At 47.5% G+C, this 19,240-nt stretch carries 17 protein-coding genes and 1 pseudogene; 10 read left to right on the top strand and 8 right to left on the bottom strand.

Annotation, left to right across the window (positions count from 1 at the left end):
* Positions 1-13: 13 nt before the first annotated feature.
* The gene (locus tag P8F77_RS03770) at positions 14-796 is read right to left on the bottom strand and encodes a Cof-type HAD-IIB family hydrolase (protein WP_024728484.1); all 783 of its coding nucleotides are present in this window, start codon (positions 794-796) and stop codon (positions 14-16) included.
* A gap of 143 nt (positions 797-939) precedes the next feature.
* On the opposite strand from P8F77_RS03770, the gene P8F77_RS03775 reads away from it, so the two are divergent.
* The 4 genes from P8F77_RS03775 (at position 940) to amrS (ending at position 4,881) form a co-directional block, all read left to right on the top strand.
* Complete coding sequence (locus tag P8F77_RS03775) at positions 940-1,401, top strand: LytTR family DNA-binding domain-containing protein (protein ID WP_024728483.1); 462 nt, start codon at positions 940-942, stop codon at positions 1,399-1,401.
* Positions 1,398-2,093, top strand: a complete 696-nt coding sequence (locus P8F77_RS03780; protein ID WP_287518495.1) for a hypothetical protein — start codon at positions 1,398-1,400, stop codon at positions 2,091-2,093. Before P8F77_RS03775 ends, P8F77_RS03780 begins: the two co-directional genes overlap by 4 nt.
* Positions 2,094-2,663: 570 nt before the next feature.
* Positions 2,664-4,049: an AmmeMemoRadiSam system protein A gene (amrA, locus tag P8F77_RS03785; RefSeq protein WP_024728479.1), complete on the top strand. Its 1,386-nt coding sequence runs from the start codon at positions 2,664-2,666 to the stop codon at positions 4,047-4,049.
* A 4-nt stretch (positions 4,050-4,053) separates the two neighbouring features.
* On the top strand, positions 4,054-4,881 hold the full coding sequence (amrS, locus tag P8F77_RS03790; protein ID WP_270432281.1) for an AmmeMemoRadiSam system radical SAM enzyme: 828 nt from the start codon (positions 4,054-4,056) through the stop codon (positions 4,879-4,881).
* Positions 4,882-4,923: 42 nt separating this feature from the next.
* On the opposite strand, the gene P8F77_RS03795 is transcribed toward amrS, so the two are convergent.
* The gene (locus P8F77_RS03795; protein ID WP_186992431.1) at positions 4,924-5,367 is read right to left on the bottom strand and encodes a hypothetical protein; all 444 of its coding nucleotides are present in this window, start codon (positions 5,365-5,367) and stop codon (positions 4,924-4,926) included.
* Positions 5,368-5,542: 175 nt separating this feature from the next.
* Here P8F77_RS03795 and P8F77_RS03800 point away from each other — a divergent pair, with 175 nt between their 5' ends.
* Positions 5,543-6,535 carry a hypothetical protein gene (locus P8F77_RS03800; RefSeq protein ID WP_235824589.1) on the top strand — a complete coding sequence of 331 codons (993 nt, stop codon included), beginning with the start codon at positions 5,543-5,545 and terminating at the stop codon, positions 6,533-6,535.
* 1,251 nt (positions 6,536-7,786) lie between these two features.
* Complete coding sequence (locus P8F77_RS03805; RefSeq protein ID WP_034550046.1) at positions 7,787-9,805, top strand: penicillin-binding transpeptidase domain-containing protein; 2,019 nt, start codon at positions 7,787-7,789, stop codon at positions 9,803-9,805.
* Here the strand turns inward: P8F77_RS03805 and P8F77_RS03810 are convergent.
* The 3 genes from P8F77_RS03810 to P8F77_RS03820 all read right to left on the bottom strand — a co-directional run bounded on the left by P8F77_RS03810 (position 9,783) and on the right by P8F77_RS03820 (position 12,476).
* On the bottom strand, positions 9,783-11,558 hold the full coding sequence (locus P8F77_RS03810) for a BlaR1 family beta-lactam sensor/signal transducer (protein ID WP_024728472.1): 1,776 nt from the start codon (positions 11,556-11,558) through the stop codon (positions 9,783-9,785). The two genes, P8F77_RS03805 and P8F77_RS03810, sit on opposite strands and share 23 nt — an antisense overlap.
* Position 11,559: 1 nt before the next feature.
* A complete protein-coding gene (locus P8F77_RS03815; RefSeq protein WP_024728471.1) occupies positions 11,560-11,946 on the bottom strand; it encodes a BlaI/MecI/CopY family transcriptional regulator in 387 nt (128 codons plus the stop codon).
* A gap of 86 nt (positions 11,947-12,032) precedes the next feature.
* On the bottom strand, positions 12,033-12,476 hold the full coding sequence (locus P8F77_RS03820) for a MarR family transcriptional regulator (RefSeq protein WP_024728470.1): 444 nt from the start codon (positions 12,474-12,476) through the stop codon (positions 12,033-12,035).
* A gap of 235 nt (positions 12,477-12,711) precedes the next feature.
* On the opposite strand from P8F77_RS03820, the gene P8F77_RS03825 reads away from it, so the two are divergent.
* Positions 12,712-14,079 (top strand): citrate/2-methylcitrate synthase, encoded by a 1,368-nt coding sequence (locus P8F77_RS03825; protein ID WP_024728469.1) that lies wholly within the window; start codon positions 12,712-12,714, stop codon positions 14,077-14,079.
* A gap of 8 nt (positions 14,080-14,087) precedes the next feature.
* Here P8F77_RS03825 and P8F77_RS03830 read toward each other — a convergent pair whose 3' ends face one another.
* Both P8F77_RS03830 and P8F77_RS03835 read right to left on the bottom strand, forming a co-directional pair.
* Positions 14,088-15,341 (bottom strand): MATE family efflux transporter, encoded by a 1,254-nt coding sequence (locus P8F77_RS03830; protein ID WP_270432253.1) that lies wholly within the window; start codon positions 15,339-15,341, stop codon positions 14,088-14,090.
* Positions 15,342-15,359: 18 nt separating this feature from the next.
* Positions 15,360-15,788, bottom strand: a complete 429-nt coding sequence (locus tag P8F77_RS03835; protein WP_024728467.1) for a MarR family transcriptional regulator — start codon at positions 15,786-15,788, stop codon at positions 15,360-15,362.
* A gap of 166 nt (positions 15,789-15,954) precedes the next feature.
* On the opposite strand from P8F77_RS03835, the gene P8F77_RS03840 reads away from it, so the two are divergent.
* The 3 genes from P8F77_RS03840 (at position 15,955) to P8F77_RS03850 (ending at position 18,362) form a co-directional block, all read left to right on the top strand.
* Complete coding sequence (locus tag P8F77_RS03840) at positions 15,955-16,206, top strand: glycerate kinase (RefSeq protein ID WP_024728466.1); 252 nt, start codon at positions 15,955-15,957, stop codon at positions 16,204-16,206.
* Positions 16,207-16,309: 103 nt separating this feature from the next.
* Positions 16,310-16,969 (top strand): alpha/beta fold hydrolase, encoded by a 660-nt coding sequence (locus P8F77_RS03845; RefSeq protein ID WP_024728465.1) that lies wholly within the window; start codon positions 16,310-16,312, stop codon positions 16,967-16,969.
* Between the two features lie 106 nt (positions 16,970-17,075).
* Positions 17,076-18,362, top strand: coding sequence for a homoserine dehydrogenase (locus P8F77_RS03850; protein WP_024728464.1), 1,287 nt, complete (start codon positions 17,076-17,078; stop codon positions 18,360-18,362).
* Here P8F77_RS03850 and P8F77_RS03855 read toward each other — a convergent pair.
* A pseudogene (locus P8F77_RS03855) lies at positions 18,359-19,175 on the bottom strand (DMT family transporter). The gene P8F77_RS03850 and the pseudogene P8F77_RS03855 sit on opposite strands and share 4 nt — an antisense overlap.
* Positions 19,176-19,240: the final 65 nt, after the last annotated feature.

Below are 19,240 nucleotides of genomic sequence, written 5' to 3' on the forward strand. Positions count from 1 at the left end.
TTTTATGCTTGGATTAAAGCAGGCAGTTCAGTACTTTCAAGTGTTTCAGGGCATGGAAAATCCCATCCTCTTTATAATGCCGGGTGACGTAATCTGCGGCTCTTTTCGCTGCCCGTGTTGCGTTTTCCATGGCAACGGCCGTACCGGCGGCCTCAAACATGTGAACGTCATTGTCTCCGTCTCCGAATGCATAGCTGTCATCCTGTGAAAAGCCGAGAGCACTGGTCGCATAGGCAACAGCATGTCCTTTGTTGAAGGATACGCTGGAGACATCGGCGGAGCCGTCAAAGTGGTCATTGATGATATATTTGCCGTCAAAATTCTGCTTGATCGTCTTTAGATGTTCCGCATCCCTGTAGATGATATCAAATGCATAGGCCCTGACATCCCGGATGTCCCAGCTCTCTTCATGGATTACATCGATGGATTCGTATGGTCTCGTATGTCCGTACAGATACAGCGGATTGCCGTGGTATACGACACCGTCTCCGAGGAGACAGTAGGAGCACTGGGAAACCCTGCACAGCTTAATGATTTCTTTCAGTTCGGCGACGGTAAAGCTGTTGTCCAGCAGGACGCTTCCCTCGTGCTCTATGCGTCTGCCGTTTGCGGCTATAAATCCGTCGGCCAGCCCGGAAAACATATGCCTGATATAGCCGGCAGGCCTTCCTGATGCGATCATGACCGTGTGCCCTTTTAACCTCAGTTCCCGAAGGGCTTTCTGATTCGAGGGAAGGATGTCTTCCTGATCCGCAAGGGTTCCGTCGATATCAAAGAAAAAAATTTTTTTGGACATAGTATGATACCTCCATTCTGATTGCAGTTATTATACCATATATGCAGAGTAATGTGTCACTTACCCTCTGTTTTTTACCACTTGGCTGTTTTTCATTTACAGCCTCACGGCCTCTGCTATAATAAAGACGTGGAGATGAAAAGATGAAGATACGGATTGAAATTGATGAAAATTTAATGGAAGAAGAGGTCATCATCCGGTGCGCCGGTTTAAATGACATCGTCCGGGAAGTGCAGAAAGCGGTCTCGGAGGCAGCATCCGGGACACAGACGGCCGTGTTTTCCAAGGGAGAGCAGGAGTACTATTTCCCGCTTTCCAAGGTTTTGTTTTTTGAGACAGACGGAAACACCATTAACGTGCATACGGCGGATGATATCTACGAGACCAGGTACAGGCTGTATGAACTAGAGGAGATGCTTCCGGGGTCCTTCATGAGGATCTCAAAGTCGGCAGTTGTCAACACCAACAGGATCTATTCCATCAGCAGGGGGATGTCAGCTTCCGGCGTCATACAGTTTGAACATACCCATAAGCAGTTGTATGTGTCGAGACTTTATCTGAAACCGCTGAAGCAAAAATTAGAAGAAAAGAGGATCGGAAGATGAGAAAAGAAAAGATTTTCTGGGGATTGTTTTTTATCTTTGGAGCAGTGTTCATTATTTTTGGAAGACTGGGGTACCTGAGAGAAGTCAGTGTATTCAGCCTTATGCTGACTATATTTTTCGCAGCCATGCTGATCAAAAGCCTGATGCATCTGGAGTACACGGGAATCCTGTTTTCCATTGCATTTCTCTGCATTATTTATGCAGGGCCGCTGGGAATCACCGCTGTCACGCCATGGCCGGTATTAGGAGCTGCACTCCTGGGAAGCATCGGGTGTCATCTGCTGTTTCCTTCCAGGAAAAAGAGATGGAAGGAATGGCACAGAGATGAGCCGTTTGAGTCAGTCATTGACGAGGAGGACGGAACTGCTGTCTGTCACAGAACTACATTCGGTTCTGCCGTCAAGTATGTAAATTCTGATCATTTCCAATACGCACAGTTTGACGTAAGCTTCGGAGAGATCAAGGCTTACTTCGACAATGCAGGAGTAGAGGGCGGAGATGCCGAAATCAATGTGGACGTATCGTTTGCAGGGATGGAGCTTTTTCTGCCGAAAGAGTGGACGGTGATCAATCAGGCCAGCGCTGTCTTCGGGGCTGTGGATGAGAAAAACAGGAACCACGGCGACGGTACGATACGGATCAGACTGACCGGAAGAATCAGCTTTGGGGGAGTCACGATCATCTATGTATGACATCTTCCACATGATTTCCGTTCGGCTCTTAGAATGCCTCACTCTAACCATGTAGAAAATGGACATAATGGCTGCCGAACAAGTATTGTCAAGTAAATTGGACGCAGTATCTGCCAGAGAAAGCAGATGAATAAAGAACACTATTACAGAATGGTTCCCTTCTGCTGAAAGAATTCCTTCTGCCGCAGATATTATATGGAAAATATCGTATGAAAACAGCTGGTTCATCCGGCTGTTTTTTGCGTTTCTCTTCTTGTTTTGTGTTATAATTAATAATATAGTGTAAATTGGAAATAAGAACGGAAATATTTGGAGTGCAGTAACGGGGGAAATGTGATGACAGGAAGAGACACTATTTTAATCGTTGATGATATGGAGATAAACCGTGTCATCCTCCGTGGAGTGTTTGAAGCAGATTACAATTTTCTTGAGGCAGAGAACAGACAAAGCTGTCATGAACGTATGGACGGAGGCAGATGCATCGCTGATCCAGTGGGGAGAAAAAGATGCATGTATGCTGTCCTGCCATGATATTACCAGGTATAAATAACATAGAAAGGATGATGAAAAATGGCTGTAATTGGTGCATTTATGGTACCGCATCCCCCGTTGATCGTTCCCGAGGTGGGATGCGGAAAGGAGCAGGCGGTGGCAGACACCGTAAAAGCTTACAGAGAAGCCGGAAAAAAGATCGCCTGTCTTGCCCCGGAGACAGTAGTGATCGCCACACCCCACTCTGTCATGTATACGGACTACTTTCACATTTCTCCGGGAGACGGGGCCCGGGGGGATTTCTCACAGTTTGGAGCCGCAGAGAGCCGGATCTGTACCGACTATGACCGGGAAATGACAGAGCTGATCACGAGGCTGGCGAAAGAAGACGGATTTATGGCAGGCACTGCGGGAGAGCAGGAGAAACAGCTGGATCACGCGTCCATGATTCCTCTCTATTTCATACAGCAGAATTATCAGGAGTTTCAGACTGTCAGGATCGGCCTTTCGGGTCTTTCTCTTTCTGACCATTATACAATGGGGCAGTATGTGAAAAAGGCGGCAGACAGCCTTGGAAGAAAGACAGTTTTTATTGCCAGCGGAGATTTGTCCCACCGACTGATGGAGGACGGGCCTTACGGATACTGTGAGGAAGGTCCCCGGTATGACAGCAGGATTATGAAGACTATGGAAAGCGGAAATTTTCTGGAGCTTTTTGAGTTTGACGAGGAATTTCTTGAGAAAGCAGGAGAGTGCGGCCACAGGACTTTTGTGATGCTGGCCGGAGCCCTGGACGGCACGGCCGTGAAAACGGAAAAACTGTCTTATGAGGGGCCGTTTGGCGTGGGATACGGGGTCTGTGCCTTTGAGCCGCTCAGGGAGGATCCGGACCGGAAGTTTAAGGACGAGTATTTGAGGCTTCAGAGAAAGAAGGCGGAGCGAAGGCAGGCCAGAGAAGACTGTTTTGTGCGTCTGGCGAGACTGTCACTGGAGTCTTATGTGAGAAACGCAACCGCCATCGGAGTTCCGAAAGGGCTTCCGGAAGAACTTTTGAGCAACCGGGCAGGTGTCTTTGTCTCTCTGAAGAAAGAGGGAAGGCTGAGAGGCTGTATCGGCACTATTTGTGCAACGAAATCTTCTGTTGCTGAGGAAATCATACAAAACGCGGTCAGCGCCGGAGCCAGAGACCCGAGATTCTCCCCTGTCAGGGAGGAAGAACTGGATCAGCTGGAATACAGTGTGGATGTCCTCGGAAAGACTGAGAAGGTAACATCAATGGAGGAACTGGATGCCCAAAAATACGGAGTCATCGTAACACGGGGAGGGCGGAGAGGGCTTTTGCTCCCGAATCTTTCCGGTGTGGATACTGTGGATGAACAGATTGAGATTGCAAAACAAAAAGCCGGGATCGGAGAAGAGGAATCTGTACAGATCGAGCGGTTTGAAGTCATAAGGCACAGGTGAGAAGATGAAAGAGACATGTACGGTATGCATGCACCGCTGCAGGCTGAAACCAGGCCAGTTCGGGAGATGCGGGGCCAGGAAAAATGTAAACGGTATGATCGTGTGTGAAAACTATGGCAGGATTACTGCCCTGGCTCTGGATCCTATCGAAAAGAAACCGCTTTCCATGTTTTATCCTGGGAGTGTCATACTGTCTGTGGGAAGCTTCGGATGCAACTTAAACTGTCCTTTCTGCCAGAACTATGACATTTCCATGGAGAATGCAGATGAGGCGGAGACGGTCTTTCTGGCACCGGAGAAGCTTGCACTCAAGGCTTCGGAACTCAGGGCCAGAGGCAACATCGGAGTCGCATATACTTACAACGAACCGCTGACAGGTTATGAATATGTGAGAGATGCGGCAAAAATAGTAAAACAGTACGGAATGAAAAATGTTCTCGTGACCAATGGCGCCTTTTCAGAAGCCGTGGAAGAATCGCTGCTCCCTTACATTGATGCGATGAATGTGGACTTGAAAGGCATAAGAGAAGAATATTACAGGAAATTGGGAGGAGATCTGGGCACGGTACAGAATTTTATAAAAAAAGCGGCGGACAGATGTCATGTGGAACTTGCAGCACTGATCGTTCCCGGAGAAAATGATACGAGGGAAGAGATGAAGGAGATGGCCGCCTGGGTGGCCTCTGTAAATCCGGAAATTCCGCTTCACGTGAACAGGTTTTTTCCGAGATGGAAAATGGCGGACAAGAAGGCCACGGAAGCCGAACAGGTCTACCGGCTGGCAGAGACAGCGAGAGCTTATTTGAAATATGTATTTGTGGGAAATTGCTAAGAGAGAACAGCGGGACATGGTCCTTGCTGTTCTCTCTTGTGTTCAGGCATTATATGCCGCAATGCTCACGGCCCCCGTAATACTGAAGGCTTTTGGGGATTCCGGATAGCTCACCCGGAAACTCAGGGAAGCCGGGCTGTGCAGGGCTTTATCTGTGATAAAACAAGCCGATGCCGATGCGATCCCGTCTGAGGCGGCAGGGGAAAAAGAAGCATATAAAAGCGCGGGCTTGCTGTTGATGCACGGAAGGATACGAAAATACTTCCAGCTTCCGGGACCGGCAATAAAATGATAGCTCACAAAGTAAAACGAAGACGGCATCAATATGGCTGTATGTTCATCTGCCTGTCTGATCTGTCCGCCCTGTTCAAAGACCTGGAACATGGGAAGGAGACTTTCGGAGGCAGAATCGGCATCAATACTATATTGGGCACAGGAGGGCAGATGGCTTCCCGGGGGTTGGCAGGAGACAGTAAAATGATTCAAAACATCACATCCATAATTTGTCTTTCTATATTTTATGGTCCCGGGAAAAATGTGTGAAAGAAAAAACGAGGGAGAAGATTTTTCATAGAAAAAAGTATATTGTATACAGGTAGGAAGGTCACGTATTCTATGGTAAAATAAAAAAAAGATGTACAGTTTAGAAAAGAGGTGCAAGATGGAGCAGAAAAATGAAATGAAATGGACCATTCTGAAAAGTTCTGCACAAGGTTTATTGGATTGCCTTCATTGTTATACGAAGAGCCAGCTTTTAGAGATTGCCTCTTTTTATGGAATGGACGGCACACGGTACAGGAAGCATGAACTGGCGGAGAAACTGGAAGCCGAGATTTTAGCCCAGATGCCTGCTGTTTTAAAATACAGCTCTTCTGAAGACTTGAGAGGACTGAAACTGCTTTTGAGTGAACCGGACGGGCCGGATGGGGAAAGCGCCGGCATCTGGACATACCAGAAAAGAGGCTGGCTTTTTGTATTCGGTGAAGACGGCGGGAGGAAGTTTGTTGTGCCGCCCGGGGTAGAAGCAAAGATCGTAAGATTTTTGTCCAATGCAAAAAACAGGAAGACAGTCGTCCACAACCAGGAGTTGTACCGGTATGCAAGAGCTCTGGCTCATTTGTACGGCGTTTATGAAAAAAAACAGCTGATGAGGGTGTGGGAAGAGTTTCACAGCACACCGCTCAAGAAAGGGGAGCTTTCCAGATTCCTGAAAATTACCGAAAAAGTCTACGGAGATTACCGTGTCGAAGGGCGCTACGTGATCTCCTCCAAGATTTCGGATACCAGGGTCTGCTTAAACCTTATGAATGAGGTGAAAAACCTGCCGTATTACATACCCGATCAGGAGGAAATCCGTCTGTATTATGAAGAGTATGTGGATGTAGATGCACCTGAGTACAAGGAACTGAGAAGGTTCCTGGAGAAAAGGAAACACAATCCTCTGTCGTTTGCGGAGCTGATGACAGCGCTGGAAGACAATCTGCTCTTAGGAGGCGGTGTCTCTCAAATGTTCAGTCTGATGAAAAACGCCGGTATTTTTCTGAATGAGACACATGAAAAAGAGGAATTTCTGGCCTGCTGCGCCCGCTGGCAGAAACGCACCCGGCAGTGGAGATGCCGGGGCTTTACGCCAGAAGAGATCATCGAAGAATAAGAAGTACAGAGCCTTCTATGGCCTCCGTTGTCTGATGCAGCGGAGGCCATATGATTTGTCAGTTTTATTCTGTGCGGGAATTTTTCGGTTTGTTTTGCTTTTCTTCAGGGAATCGGCAGAAGTCAGAAAGGGGCATAGGACGTCCGAAGAGATAGCCCTGTATGCCTTCGCGCTGCAGAGCTTTGATAATTTCAAACTGATCCTGTGAGATGGAAGAAAAATCGGATATGACAGACTTTTGATTGCAACAGGAGCGAATAGCTTTATTCCGCCGATTGGAGAAATGCGAACAGCCAATAATGTGTTTGGACCGCATCCTGCCGATTCAGCTCATTGAAAAGGTGGGAAAAGTCTACAAAGAACAGTTTGAGGCACATGGCTGTCAGTTTATTCTTGGGCAAAAGTCATGGATATACATAAGAATAGTGAAGGGGCAATTGACGCAGTTTTTTAGAAGATGGAACCAGACTGGACTGTGATCCGGTGAGTGTGGCAGGACTCTCAGGAGTCTGGTCAAATGCTATGAAGCAGGCACAGGCAGCGGTTCCATGTGTCCGTTGCAGATTTCTTTGTTGTGGATGAGAAAGGAAAATATTTTTATCAGTTATCTTAAAGTTGTCTTAAATATCAGTTTCTGCCAGCCTGTCTTGATGTTATAATAGAACTATCAATGGTACAGTTCAGTTACAGCACTTGATTAAAAGGTTGATACAAAGAGAAATTGAACAGAAAAATAGCAACTATTGATATGAAAACAGTATAACAAATGTTAAAACAGCAGACAAAATTAACAGTTAGATTATATGCATGTTTATCAAAAGACAACGGGGACACTGACAAAGAAAGCAACAGCATTACCAACCAGTTACAGATGTTACGCTATAACGCAAAAGAAAAGGGCTTTATAGCTTTCTGTACCGAACAGGGCGCTTGCCGGAACTGTTCAGATACAGAAGTTCGTATGTATCTATATCTGCAACATAGATCATTTCTGTGATATCATCGATTTATTTAAACACGATCGTCCTCCTCTGCCCCCTTTTATTCTTAACCTGTCTTTTTATATTCAGCTGCGGCAAATACTGTACTTGTCATTATACAACAGATTTTGCCGAATTCTCAGTCGTTTACTGTAAAAAACGCGAAATATGCGTTACATTTTGAACAGACTGATTTACCTTGACACATATATCCTACATGTGTAAGATATAGATGATGTTGATACCTGAAGATCAGGAACAGGAGGTATTTATGAAAAAGACAGGGATTTTTATACTCGGAGCGGCAGCGGCACTTGGCATTGCCGCATATGCTCTCTGGAATTATTTTGGCACAGGACGTCCAGGAGATGTACTTTCCGAGTATGTTTCGTGTATTGAGAAAAAAGACTATGGGACGATGTATGGACTGTTAGATAAAGGCAGTCAAAAGGAGATCTCAAAAAAAGAGTTTATACAGAGAAATCAAAAGATCTATCAGGGGATAGGGGCTAAAAATATGAAGGTTACTGTGGATAAAGATTCAGAGGGAGATAAGGTTTCCTATCGCATGTCCATGGATACGATCGCAGGCAGGATTTCTTTTGATCACCAGGCTCATTTTGAGAAAGAGGGAAGAGATTACCGTCTCAAGTGGGATGACAGCTTAATCTTTCCGGACATGGAATTCACAGATAAAGTTCGTGTCACGAAATTAAAAGGGAACCGTGGAGCAATCTACGACCGAAATGGGAAAATGCTGGCGGGAAAAGGAAAAGCCGCATCTGTGGGACTCGTGCCGGGGAAAATAAAAGACCGGAAAGCTTCCATATCCGGTTTGGCGAAACTGCTTGGCATGAAGGAAGAGGATATTGATAAGAAGCTTCATGCATCCTGGGTTGCAGAAGATTCTTTTGTACCGGTAAAGAAAATGACGTCTGCCGGAGAAGCAAAAATAGAGAAGAAGCTGTTAAAAATACCCGGCGTGCTGGTGTCTTCAGAGGACAGCAGAGTATATCCGTACGGGAAGAAGGCATCACACCTGACCGGATATGTCCAGGAGATCAGTGCAGAAGAGCTGGAAAAAAAGAAAGATCAGGGGTATGAGCAGGGACAGCTGGTGGGGAAAAGCGGCCTTGAAGTATTGTATGAAGAACGGCTCCATGAGACGGACGGATATAAGATATCGATCCTCAATGAGGACGGCAGAGAGAAGAAGGTGCTTGCCGTAAAAAGGGAAAAGAACGGGGAAGATATTTATACAACTATCGATGCGAGACTTCAGGAAAAAATTTATGACCAATATAAAGACGATAAGAGCTGTTCCGTGATGATGAATCCGAAGACAGGGGAGGTCCTGGCCCTGGTCAGCACTCCGGCTTACGACAGTAATGACTTTGTGCTGGGGATTCCTGCGGATCAGTGGGAGGAACTGAACAAAGACAAGGCAAAACCGCTCTACAACCGTTTCCGCCAGAAATGGGCTCCGGGATCATCCTTTAAGCCGGTGGTGGCCGGGATGGGCATGAATACAGGGAAACTGAAGCCCAATGAGGATTTCGGATACAGTGGGCTTTCATGGCAGAAAGACAACAGCTGGGGATCTTACAAAGTAACGACCCTGCATACATATGAGAATGCAGTGCTTGAGAATGCACTGATTTATTCCGACAACATTTATTTTGCGAAGGCAGCGTTAAAGATCGGGGCCAAAGACTATGCGGCACAGGCAAAACATCTCGGGTTCGGCCAGGAACTGCCCTTTGACATTAAGATGGCAGTGTCTCAGTTTTCAAATAATCAAAAAAGCATTGATTCAGAAGTCCAGCTGGCTGACAGCGGGTACGGCCAGGGCCAGGTGCTTGTCAATCCAGTGCATCTGGCATCGATCTATTCGGCCTTTGTCAACAAGGGCAGCATGGTACGTCCATATCTGCTGTATAAGAAGAAACCGGAGCCAGAGTACTGGATGAAAGACGCATTTTCAGAAAAAACGGCGGAGATCATCAAAAAAGACCTCATCCAGGTCATTGAACACCCGGACGGCACCGGACACGGAGCCAGGACTCCCGGCGTGAAACTCGCCGGAAAGACCGGGACCGCCGAGATTAAAGCGAGCAAGAGCGATACTTCCGGGACAGAGCTTGGCTGGTTCGGGGTTTTTACTGCCGGAAAGAGAGAAAAAGAGCCATGGCTTTTGATCACCATGGCAGAAGATGTGAAAGAACGCGGAGGCAGCGGATATGTCGTGAGGAAGACTCTTCCGGTGATCAAAGCGAAAGAGAACGAATAATCTTTAAGGCAGTCTGAGCCGCTTTCTTCCCCGATGCGCCGTCGCGGCCTTTGATCCTCAGGGCAAAGCAGTAAGTATTATCTTTGGTTTTCAGAATACCGATGAACCATCCGTTTATGTCATGGCCGTCTATACATCCAGTCCCGGTTTTTCCATACAGGATGCGGCCGGGGCCGCAGTTGAGCCGGATGGAATTTCGGACTGCTCTGGCCGTTTTTTCAGAGCAGCCGAGCCGGTTTTGATCAAAGTCTCTGAGCAGCATGACCTGTTCTAAGGGGGAGATCTTCAGAGAGGACTCCAGCCAGAAAGAAGTGATTCCGCCGGAAATATCCTCATTGCCGTACCGGATGCGTCTGAGTGTTTTTTTCAGTGCTGTCTTCCCAAGTCTTTGATCCAGGGTCTGGAAGTACCAGTTGACCGAGGAGGACATGGCGCTGTCAAGAGTCTGGTCTTTATTCCAGGATGAAAATGGATACTGCTTTTGGTCCCAGGCAATCTCGGATTTGCCGGGGGAGATCACGCCGGCATCCAATGCGGCCAGGGCGCTGTATATTTTATAGGTGGAATCCGGGGAGACTCTCTGCCGGCTCATTTTTTCATTGTATATGCTGTACTGGTTTTTATTTTTATCATATAGGACAAAACAGCCCTCATTTTCGGGAAAGAAAGTAGACAGATCCACCGGAACGAATGGCCGGTCAGGTTTCCCGGATACGGAGTCCGCCAATAAATTATGATTCTGAACGAAAGGCGAAAACAGGAGCCAGAGGATCAGCAGGAGAGAAAAACCTGCAAGCTGCGTTTTCTTTGACGGCCTGCGGTAGGAGGCGATGGCCGTGATGCGCTGTTTTAGCTGGGAATAGCTGCCTCCGATGCCCGAGGAAACGAAAAATATCTCCCGGGAAGACAGGTATCCTGCAAAATTCAGGATCGTGTGGCCGTAAGAATTCCATTCATGCTGTCTTATATGATTCAGCACGGACGCATCACAGGCTATTTCCCGGTCTGTTCTCATTTTTTTGAGTGAATACAGGACGAAAGGGTGGAACCAGTACAGCACCTTTACGATACAGCAGATGAGGCTGCCGGCGAGATCACCCCGCTTGTAATGGCTCAGCTCGTGATAGAAAACATAGGAAAGTTCACGTTTAGAAAAGACCGAGAGAAATTTTTTCGGAAATACGATGACAGGGAAGAAGATCCCGAACGCCATGGGTGTATCTGAAGTCTCGGAGAGTACAAAACGGATTTTTCTGCGGATTCCCAATTCCTCTTTACACTGGAGAAAAAGGCGCTCTGTATCCATGTTTTTAACAAAGGCGATAGAGCGGCCGAAACGGTTTAAGCGGACGCAATGATACAAAAAGATTATTGTCATGGCGGCAGCGCCGGCGGCCCAGATCCAAAACAGGGCAGTAAAGACCGGGCCGGGGACAGCTGCTCCGGCGGATACGGCATAGTCTCTGATTTGTCCGGCAGAGCCTGATGCGGCGGAGACAGTGGAGGTCTGTACAGCCTGCCTGGGAGCATTTTTCATAAAACTGCTGACAAAAGAGCAGAGATCTGCTGATCCGGGCAAACGGACGGGAAGAAAGAAAAGGAGGGCGCAGAAACAGTAAAGATACCAGGTCATATGCCGGTACTGCGCCGTCAGACAGTGCCGCAGCAGCTTTTGTCCCGCCAGGATCACAGGGACGATAAGAGCAAGAAACAGGCAGTGGAAGAGAAAATTCTCCATCAGCGCTTGGTACATTTTATTCATCCTCCTTGTCAAGTTCCGTATCCAAAATCTCTTTTAATTCACGAATCTCCCGGGCTGTCAGCCGGTCTTCTTGTAAGAAATTCGATACAAGTGAACTGAAACAGCCGTCATAAAAGCGGTTGAGAAAAGAAGCTGTCTCCTGCTTTAAGATCTCTTCCTCCTTTACCAGGGGAGTATAGAAAAAGGCTCTGCCATGCTTTTCGTAGGTCAGGGCTCTTTTTTTGACCAGTCTTGAGAGAAGGGTCTGGACGGTCTTCGGACTCCAGTCATTTTGGGCGGCCAGAAGCTTTGTCACCTGGGGTGTGCTGATCGGCGCATGGGCCCACACGGTTTTCATCACTTTGTATTCGGCATCTGATATCTGGGGAATCGGTTTCATAGGTCCTCTCCTTTTAATCTTACAAATGTAGTATATGAAATTATATCACAGGATTTTATAAAAAGCAAAGCCGGAACCATGCAGCACTATGGTTCCAGCTTTTTTAAGATGTTTAAGGTTGTCTGGGCCGCCTGTTTTAAATCGTTCAGATCCTCTTCCGGCAGCCGGTGAAAGGACTGCTTCAGATGATTAATAAAAGCCTGTTTTGCTTTCTGTGTCATACATGTGCCCTTTTGGGAAAGCCGGATGTAGACATATCTCCGGTTTTCCTCATCCATGTACCGCTCCACCAGACCTTCCTTTGCCAGGGGAGCCACTGCCCGGGTAGTCTGTTCTTTTGACGATCCGATATATTTGGACAGCCTGGACATCGTAAGGCCGGGTTTAACTTCCAGCGCAAATAAGACAGACAGCTGGCTTTTTGTCAGATTCAGCTCCTTCATATCCAGGGAACTGAAAATCAGTTTCCGGCACAGAGGGAATATTTCAAACAGAGATACGGCGATCCCCGTTGATTCTGCCTGATTCATGTTTTATACTCTCCTTAATTTTTCTTTTATATTTATTCCTTGAACAAAAAAAGCTGTCCAACGATCGTTTTTTAGCACTATTGGAGGAACGCATTTTAAAGCGTGACGGAAATAGTGCTAAAAACCTCATATTTATAGTATAGTGAGTTCTTTGATAAGTGTCAATCGTTGACAAAAATCAAGTATTGAGGTATGATGAAAAGAAATACCAGGAAATGTAAAGGAGGTATCCAGAATGAAATACAAGAAGACGAGCAGCATTATCAGAGAGTATACAGATTCCTATTCTAAGCTGTGTACGGAGAGCTGTACGGTTCCGAAAAAGCTGTATTCCCAATACGGTGTAAAGAGGGGACTGAGAGATGAAAACGGTACGGGCGTCCTGGCGGGACTCACCAATATTTCATCGATCCAGGCGTATGAAGAGATTGACGGGAAAAAGGTACCGTGCGACGGGCGGCTCCTGTACCGGGGCTATGATATTATCGACCTCACAAAGAATTTTGTGCAAAACCGCAGGTTTGGTTTTGAGGAGACTGCATATCTTCTGCTGTTCGGGCAGCTTCCAGACGAAACTAAGCTGGCAGAATTTAAAAACGTCCTTTCACTCTGCAGGACACTTCCCAGAAATTTTACCCGCGACGTTATCATGAAAGCGGCCAACGCTGACATTATGAACTCTTTGACAAAGAGTGTGCTTAATCTTGCGTCCTATGATCCGAAGGCGGCCGATATCTCAATGCCGAATGTACTTCGGCAAAGCCTGATGCTGATCAGCGTATTTCCGATGCTGGCAGTCTACGGCTACCATGCGTATAATCATTATGTAAAACAGGAGAGTTTTTATATCCACCGGCCGGACGAAAGGCTTTCTGCAGCTGAGAATATTTTGAGGATGCTCCGTCCGGACATGAAGTATACAGAACTGGAAGCCAAGGTACTGGACATCGCGCTTGTGCTGCATATGGAGCACGGAGGAGGAAATAACTCCGCATTTACGACCCATGTGGTCACATCCGCAGGGTCTGATACATATTCCGTCATCGCGGCAGCCTTATCTTCTCTGAAAGGACCGAAACACGGCGGCGCCAATATCAAGGTCGTACAGATGATGCATGATCTCAGGAAGCATGTAAAAGACGTCAAAGACGAGGATGAGGTGAAGGCATATTTGCTGAAGCTGCTGAACAGAGAAGCTTTCGATAAGAAGGGTCTGATCTACGGCATGGGACATGCGGTGTATTCGATCTCCGATCCGAGAGCGCTGATCTTTAAGAGCTTTGTGGAGAAACTTGCGAAAGAAAAGGGCCGGGATGATGACTTTGCACTTTATTCGTCAGTGGAAAAACTGGCAACTCAGGCCATTGCGGAGGAGAGGAAGATCTACAAAGGCGTCAGCGCCAACGTAGACTTTTACAGCGGATTTGTTTACAGCATGCTGGATATTCCGCTGGAATTGTTCACACCGATCTTTGCCATGGCGAGAATCGTCGGCTGGAGCGCCCACAGGCTGGAGGAGCTTGCCAACGTGGATAAGATCATACGCCCTGCCTACAAGAGTGTGGCAAAAGAAAAGAAGTATATTCCTATGCAAGAGCGCTGATTTTAATCTCAGCGGGGAACGGCTGCTGCCGCTTCAGAAGAAGAATCCTGTGAAGTTTCCAGCTTCCGCATCTGAATAAATTCATGACGGCCAAGGAAGAAGGCGGTGACAGCGGCAATCCCGTCAGCGATGGGGCCTGCATACATGACTCCGTCGATTCCGAGGAATACAGGGAGCAGCAGGATCAGAGGGAGCAAAAACAGTATCTGCCTGGTGAGGGATAAGAACATCCCTTTCAAGGATTTCCCTATGGAACTGAAAAAGTTGGACACGATAGGCTGGAGTCCATTTATAAATACCATAAAAAGATAAATGCGGAAATAGCGCTCGGCAAAGTGAAAATAGGCCGCGCTTCCCTCTCCGAAAATGCTGACGATCTGCCTCGGGATCAGCTGAAAACAGATAAATGCGGCGGAGAAAATAGCGGTTACGGTTATGATCTCTTTTTTCAGGGTGTCACGAACCCGGCTGTACAGCTGTGCTCCGTAGTTGAAGCCAAGGATGGGCTGGCAGCCCTGAGCGATGCCGATGGACACAATGTCCTTAAGATTATCCGCCTTGATCTTCAGACAGTCTTTTGTGAGCTTCATGGTCCGGAATCTTGTGAGATAGACAGCGGCCATGACACAGGAGACGGCCTGGCCGATGACCGTGGCCGCGGCTCCACCTGCGATGCCCCAATGGAATCCAAAGATAAACAGAGGGTCCAGGCAGGTGTTGATGACGGCTCCTGTCACTATGACGACCATAGAGTATCTGGGGCTGCCGTCGGACCGAATCAGATTGCAGAACCCATTGGTGGCGATCAGAAACGGAAATCCCAGTGCAGTGATCCTTGTGTAGGTCAGGGCATAGGGAAATACCTGTTTCGTGGAACCGAAGGCGATCAGGATCGGTTTCAGGAAAAGAAGGGAAAAAATACTTAAGGCAAGACCCGAGAGGATCAGAAGAGATATAGAGGTACCGGCAAAACTTTTTGCCTTTTCGTTTTTTCCTCTCCCCATGTTGAGATTAAAATTAGAGGCACCACCGATGCCAATGAGAAGTGAAAGGGCGATGCAGACATTGACGAAGGGAAACGCCACGTTGGTTGCCGCATTGCCGAGCATGCCGACACCCTGGCCGATGAAGATCTGGTCCACAATATTGTAGAGGGAGCTCACCAGCATGGCGATCACGCTCGGCACGGAATATTTGGCAATGAGCCGGCCGGTGCTCTCAAAGGCCAGCGGATTGTCCTGAACTGAATGCTGCTGTTCCATAATTCATATCTCTCTTTCTTATCTATGATATACAAAGTCTAACATATGGTTTCCGGCCCGCGTGAGGAATTCCAGAAACAGATGTTTTTCTTCTTCGGTGAAGCCTTCAAGAATCTTTGAGTTCCAGCGCTTCAGGGCGTCTTTGATGACCGGGCAGACGTCTTTTGCTCTTTGGGTCGGATAGATGTTGTAGCAGCGTCTGTTGTCCCTGTTCTGCACCCGAACAATATAATTTTCTTTTTCCAGGTGGGCAAGAGCCCTTGTCACGTTGCTGGCATTGACATTGAACGCGGTCAGCAGGTCTTCCTGGGCAATGCCCGGATCTTCACAGATTTTTAATATATAAATGTGCTGGCTGCTGTTAAACCCCAGATCTTTGAATTCTTTATCCAGCTGCATTTTCGTAAACCGGGATATGGTCGATATCCATTTTAAAAAGCCTTTCACTTATCTACTCCTTTATAACAGTTGCGTGCGCAATAAATGATAACTTTATGATACCGCTGGAAAAAAAGATTGTCAAGGCGTATGATAATCGTAAGGACGATGTATCAGGCGAAGAATTTCGGGAAAAATCAATGTAAGATGAAGTAAGAGAAAGAAGGATTTTTAAATGGAAAAGTTTATTTGTATCCTGGATTCTTTTCGGGGGACCGCAAGTTCCCTCGAAATGTGCCGGATCATGAGCCGAAAAATTTCAGAGATATATCCGGACAGTGAAGTTATTGCCATCCCTGCGGCAGACGGAGGGGAGGGCAGTGTGGATGTGTTTATGAAGGTTTTTGGCGGAGTGAGGGTGCGGATTGAGGCAAAAGACAAAAGGGAGCAGACTCTGAACAGGTGGCACATTTGGACCAGGGGCTGATGCATTTTTCCGAGAGCCGTTTTTACACTGAAGAACACATCGCGTTTGCGGTGGAGAATATCCTGCGTCTTGTCAGGGCTTTAGAAAAACAGGGAGGAGAGTCATGTTTGTCCAGTTAAACAGCATCAAAATGTATTATAAAAGGTACGGCAGCGGAAGGCCGCTGATCCTGCTGCACGGCAATGGGGAAGACCACACTATTTTCAGGGAGGTCATAAAACCGCTGTCCAAAAATTTTACGCTTTATCTGCCGGATGCCAGAGGACATGGGAGAAGCTCGGGCACAGAGGAGTTTCACTATATGGACATGGCATCCGATATGGTCCAGTTTATCAAAAAGCTCAGGATTGAAAGTCCGGCTTTTTATGGATTCAGTGACGGTGGGATCGTGGGGCTTCTGCTGGCATCCAAAAGGCCGGGGCTCTTGTCCCATTTGATTATAAGCGGAGCCAATATCAATCCAGAAGGCCTGAAAGCAGAGCTCAGGATTCCGCTGAAGATTTCTTATTTTTGGTCCCGGGACCCGAAGGTGAAGTTAATGCTCACAGAACCCCATATTTCCAGAAGCCAGCTAAAGGGCATAAGGACAAAGACCCTGGTCCTTGCCGGAAGCAGGGATCTGGTCAAAGAGAGCCAGACGAGAGAGATCGCCAGGCTGATTCCAAGAGCCAGGCTCAGGATCTTAAAGGGGGAGAGCCATGAAAGCTACGTGGTTCATAACAAAGCACTGGCAACTATTATCGAACATGAACTTCTGCGTTAGTATTTTATGATGCCAAAGGTCTTGCAAAGAAACGATGGTGAGCATATACTAAAGGAACCAAAATTGATAGTCTGAAAAGAGAAATCCAAAGGAAAGAGGTAGGAATATGGAAGAATTAAAGACACTGAAGATCGGCCTTTTGGGGTCCGGGACTGTGGGAACCGGAGTTTATAAGCTGGTGGAGAGCCAGAGGGAAGAGATGCCCCATAAAATCGGAGCCAATCTCTCGGTGGCAAAGATCCTTGTGAGGGATAAGACAAAAAAGAGGGACGGGATCGACCAGAGCCTGCTCACAGACCGTTTTGAAGATATTATAGAAGATGATGATATCCGGATCGTCGTGGAAGTGATGGGAGGGATTGAACCTGCCAGAACCTACATAAATGCCGCGTTGAAAGTGGGAAAGCATGTGGTCACTGCCAACAAGGACCTGATCGCAGAGCATGGAAAGGAACTTTTGGATGAAGCTTCCGCCAACGGCTGTGATCTGCTGTTCGAGGCGGCAGTGGCAGGAGGCATTCCGATCCTGCGTCCGTTAAAGCAGTGCCTGGCGGGGAACCATCTGTCCGAAGTCATGGGGATCGTAAACGGCACCACAAATTTTATTCTCTCCAAGATGACACAGGAGGGAATGGAATTTTCGGATGCTCTCATGCTTGCCACGGAACTTGGATATGCAGAGGCAGATCCCACGGCGGATATTGAAGGGTACGATGCGGGGCGCAAAGTTGCCATTATGGCCTCTATCGCATTTAATTCCAGAGTTACTTTTTCAGATGTTTATACGGAAGGGATTACTAAGATTACGTCCAGAGATATCTCCTATGCCAAAGAGATGGGCTGTACCATCAAGCTTTTGGGTGTGGCCAAGAACACGCCGGATGGAATAGAGGTACGTGTCCATCCGATGCTGATTCCAAGCGGCCATCCGCTGGCAAAGGTAGATGATTCCTTTAATGCGGTGTTTGTCCACGGAGACGCGGTGGATGATGCTATGTTTTATGGAAGAGGTGCCGGAGAACTGCCGACGGCCAGTGCCATCATGGGTGACGTGATCGATGTGGCAAGGAATATCCGGTTTGACTGCTGTGGAAGGATCAGCTGTACCTGTTATAAGGACCTGCCGATCAAGAAGATCAATGAGATCGAGAGTAGATATTTTCTGAGGCTTAAAGTTGAGGACAGGGCAGGAGTGCTCGCAAAGATCGCGGATACACTCGGCAGATATAATGTCAGCATATCCCAGGTGATTCAGAAAGACAGCAGAGAAGGGACAGCCGAGCTGGTTGTCATTACCGCAAAAGTAAAAGAGCAGAACTTCTCAGACGCGCTGGCTACCATTGCCGAGATGCAGACGACAAAGAAAGTTTCCAGCGTCATCCGGGTATATTAAGTATCCACGGATGTCTGTCCGGCTTCTCTGGCTTCAGCCCTGGAGTAAAGAAGCACGCCTCCGACCGTGATGAGTCCTCCCAGAACCTGAAGGACAGCAGGAAGTTCCTGAAGCAAAAAGACCGCAAACACGGATGCGACCACAGGCTCACACAGCTTAGAGGCCGACACAAAGGCAGGAGAGAAAAATTTCAGGCACCAGCTGAAGATGCTGTGGCCCAATAAAGTAGAAAAAATACTTAACAAAAGCCCGACGACTGCCGCTCTTTTTCCATGCCCGAAAAGCGAATATCCCTGGACCAGTAACGTAAACACCAGAGATATGGAGCAGAATCCGTATACGATATATGTATAGCTGACCGTGGACATTTCCGTCCGGGCGATCCTTCCGATCAGTGTATATACCGCCACGAAAACGGCAGCGGCCAGGGCGAGCATGTCTCCGTACAGGCTGCCGTGGGAGCCGGCAGAGTCGGAAAATGCGATCAGGACGCTTCCGGCCAGAGTGAAGATAATGCTTATGACAGCAGTGCGGGACAGATGTCCCTTCATAAAAATTGTGAAGCCCAGGGCAACCCAGATGACTTCCGTACAAACGATGGCCGTGGAGCTTGCAACGGTGGTGTGGGAGAGGGATTCAAACCAGAATGTAAAATGCAGGGCCAGGAAAATACCGCTGACCGCACAGAGACAGACGGTAAGCTGCGGTCACTGACGAAGGAGCATAAGAATATTTGACCAAAATTGCAGAAAGGGATATCCCGATGATCCCGATGACGATCATGGTCATCGGATGTTTTTCTAAAAATTTCATAATAACTCTCTTTTCTATCGTATTTATAAAATCTAGTATACCACATCTTTACACCGTTTTAATGC

It is taken from the genome of Anaerostipes sp. PC18 (assembly GCF_039789045.1).
Classification (GTDB): domain Bacteria; phylum Bacillota; class Clostridia; order Lachnospirales; family Lachnospiraceae; genus Anaerostipes; species Anaerostipes hominis.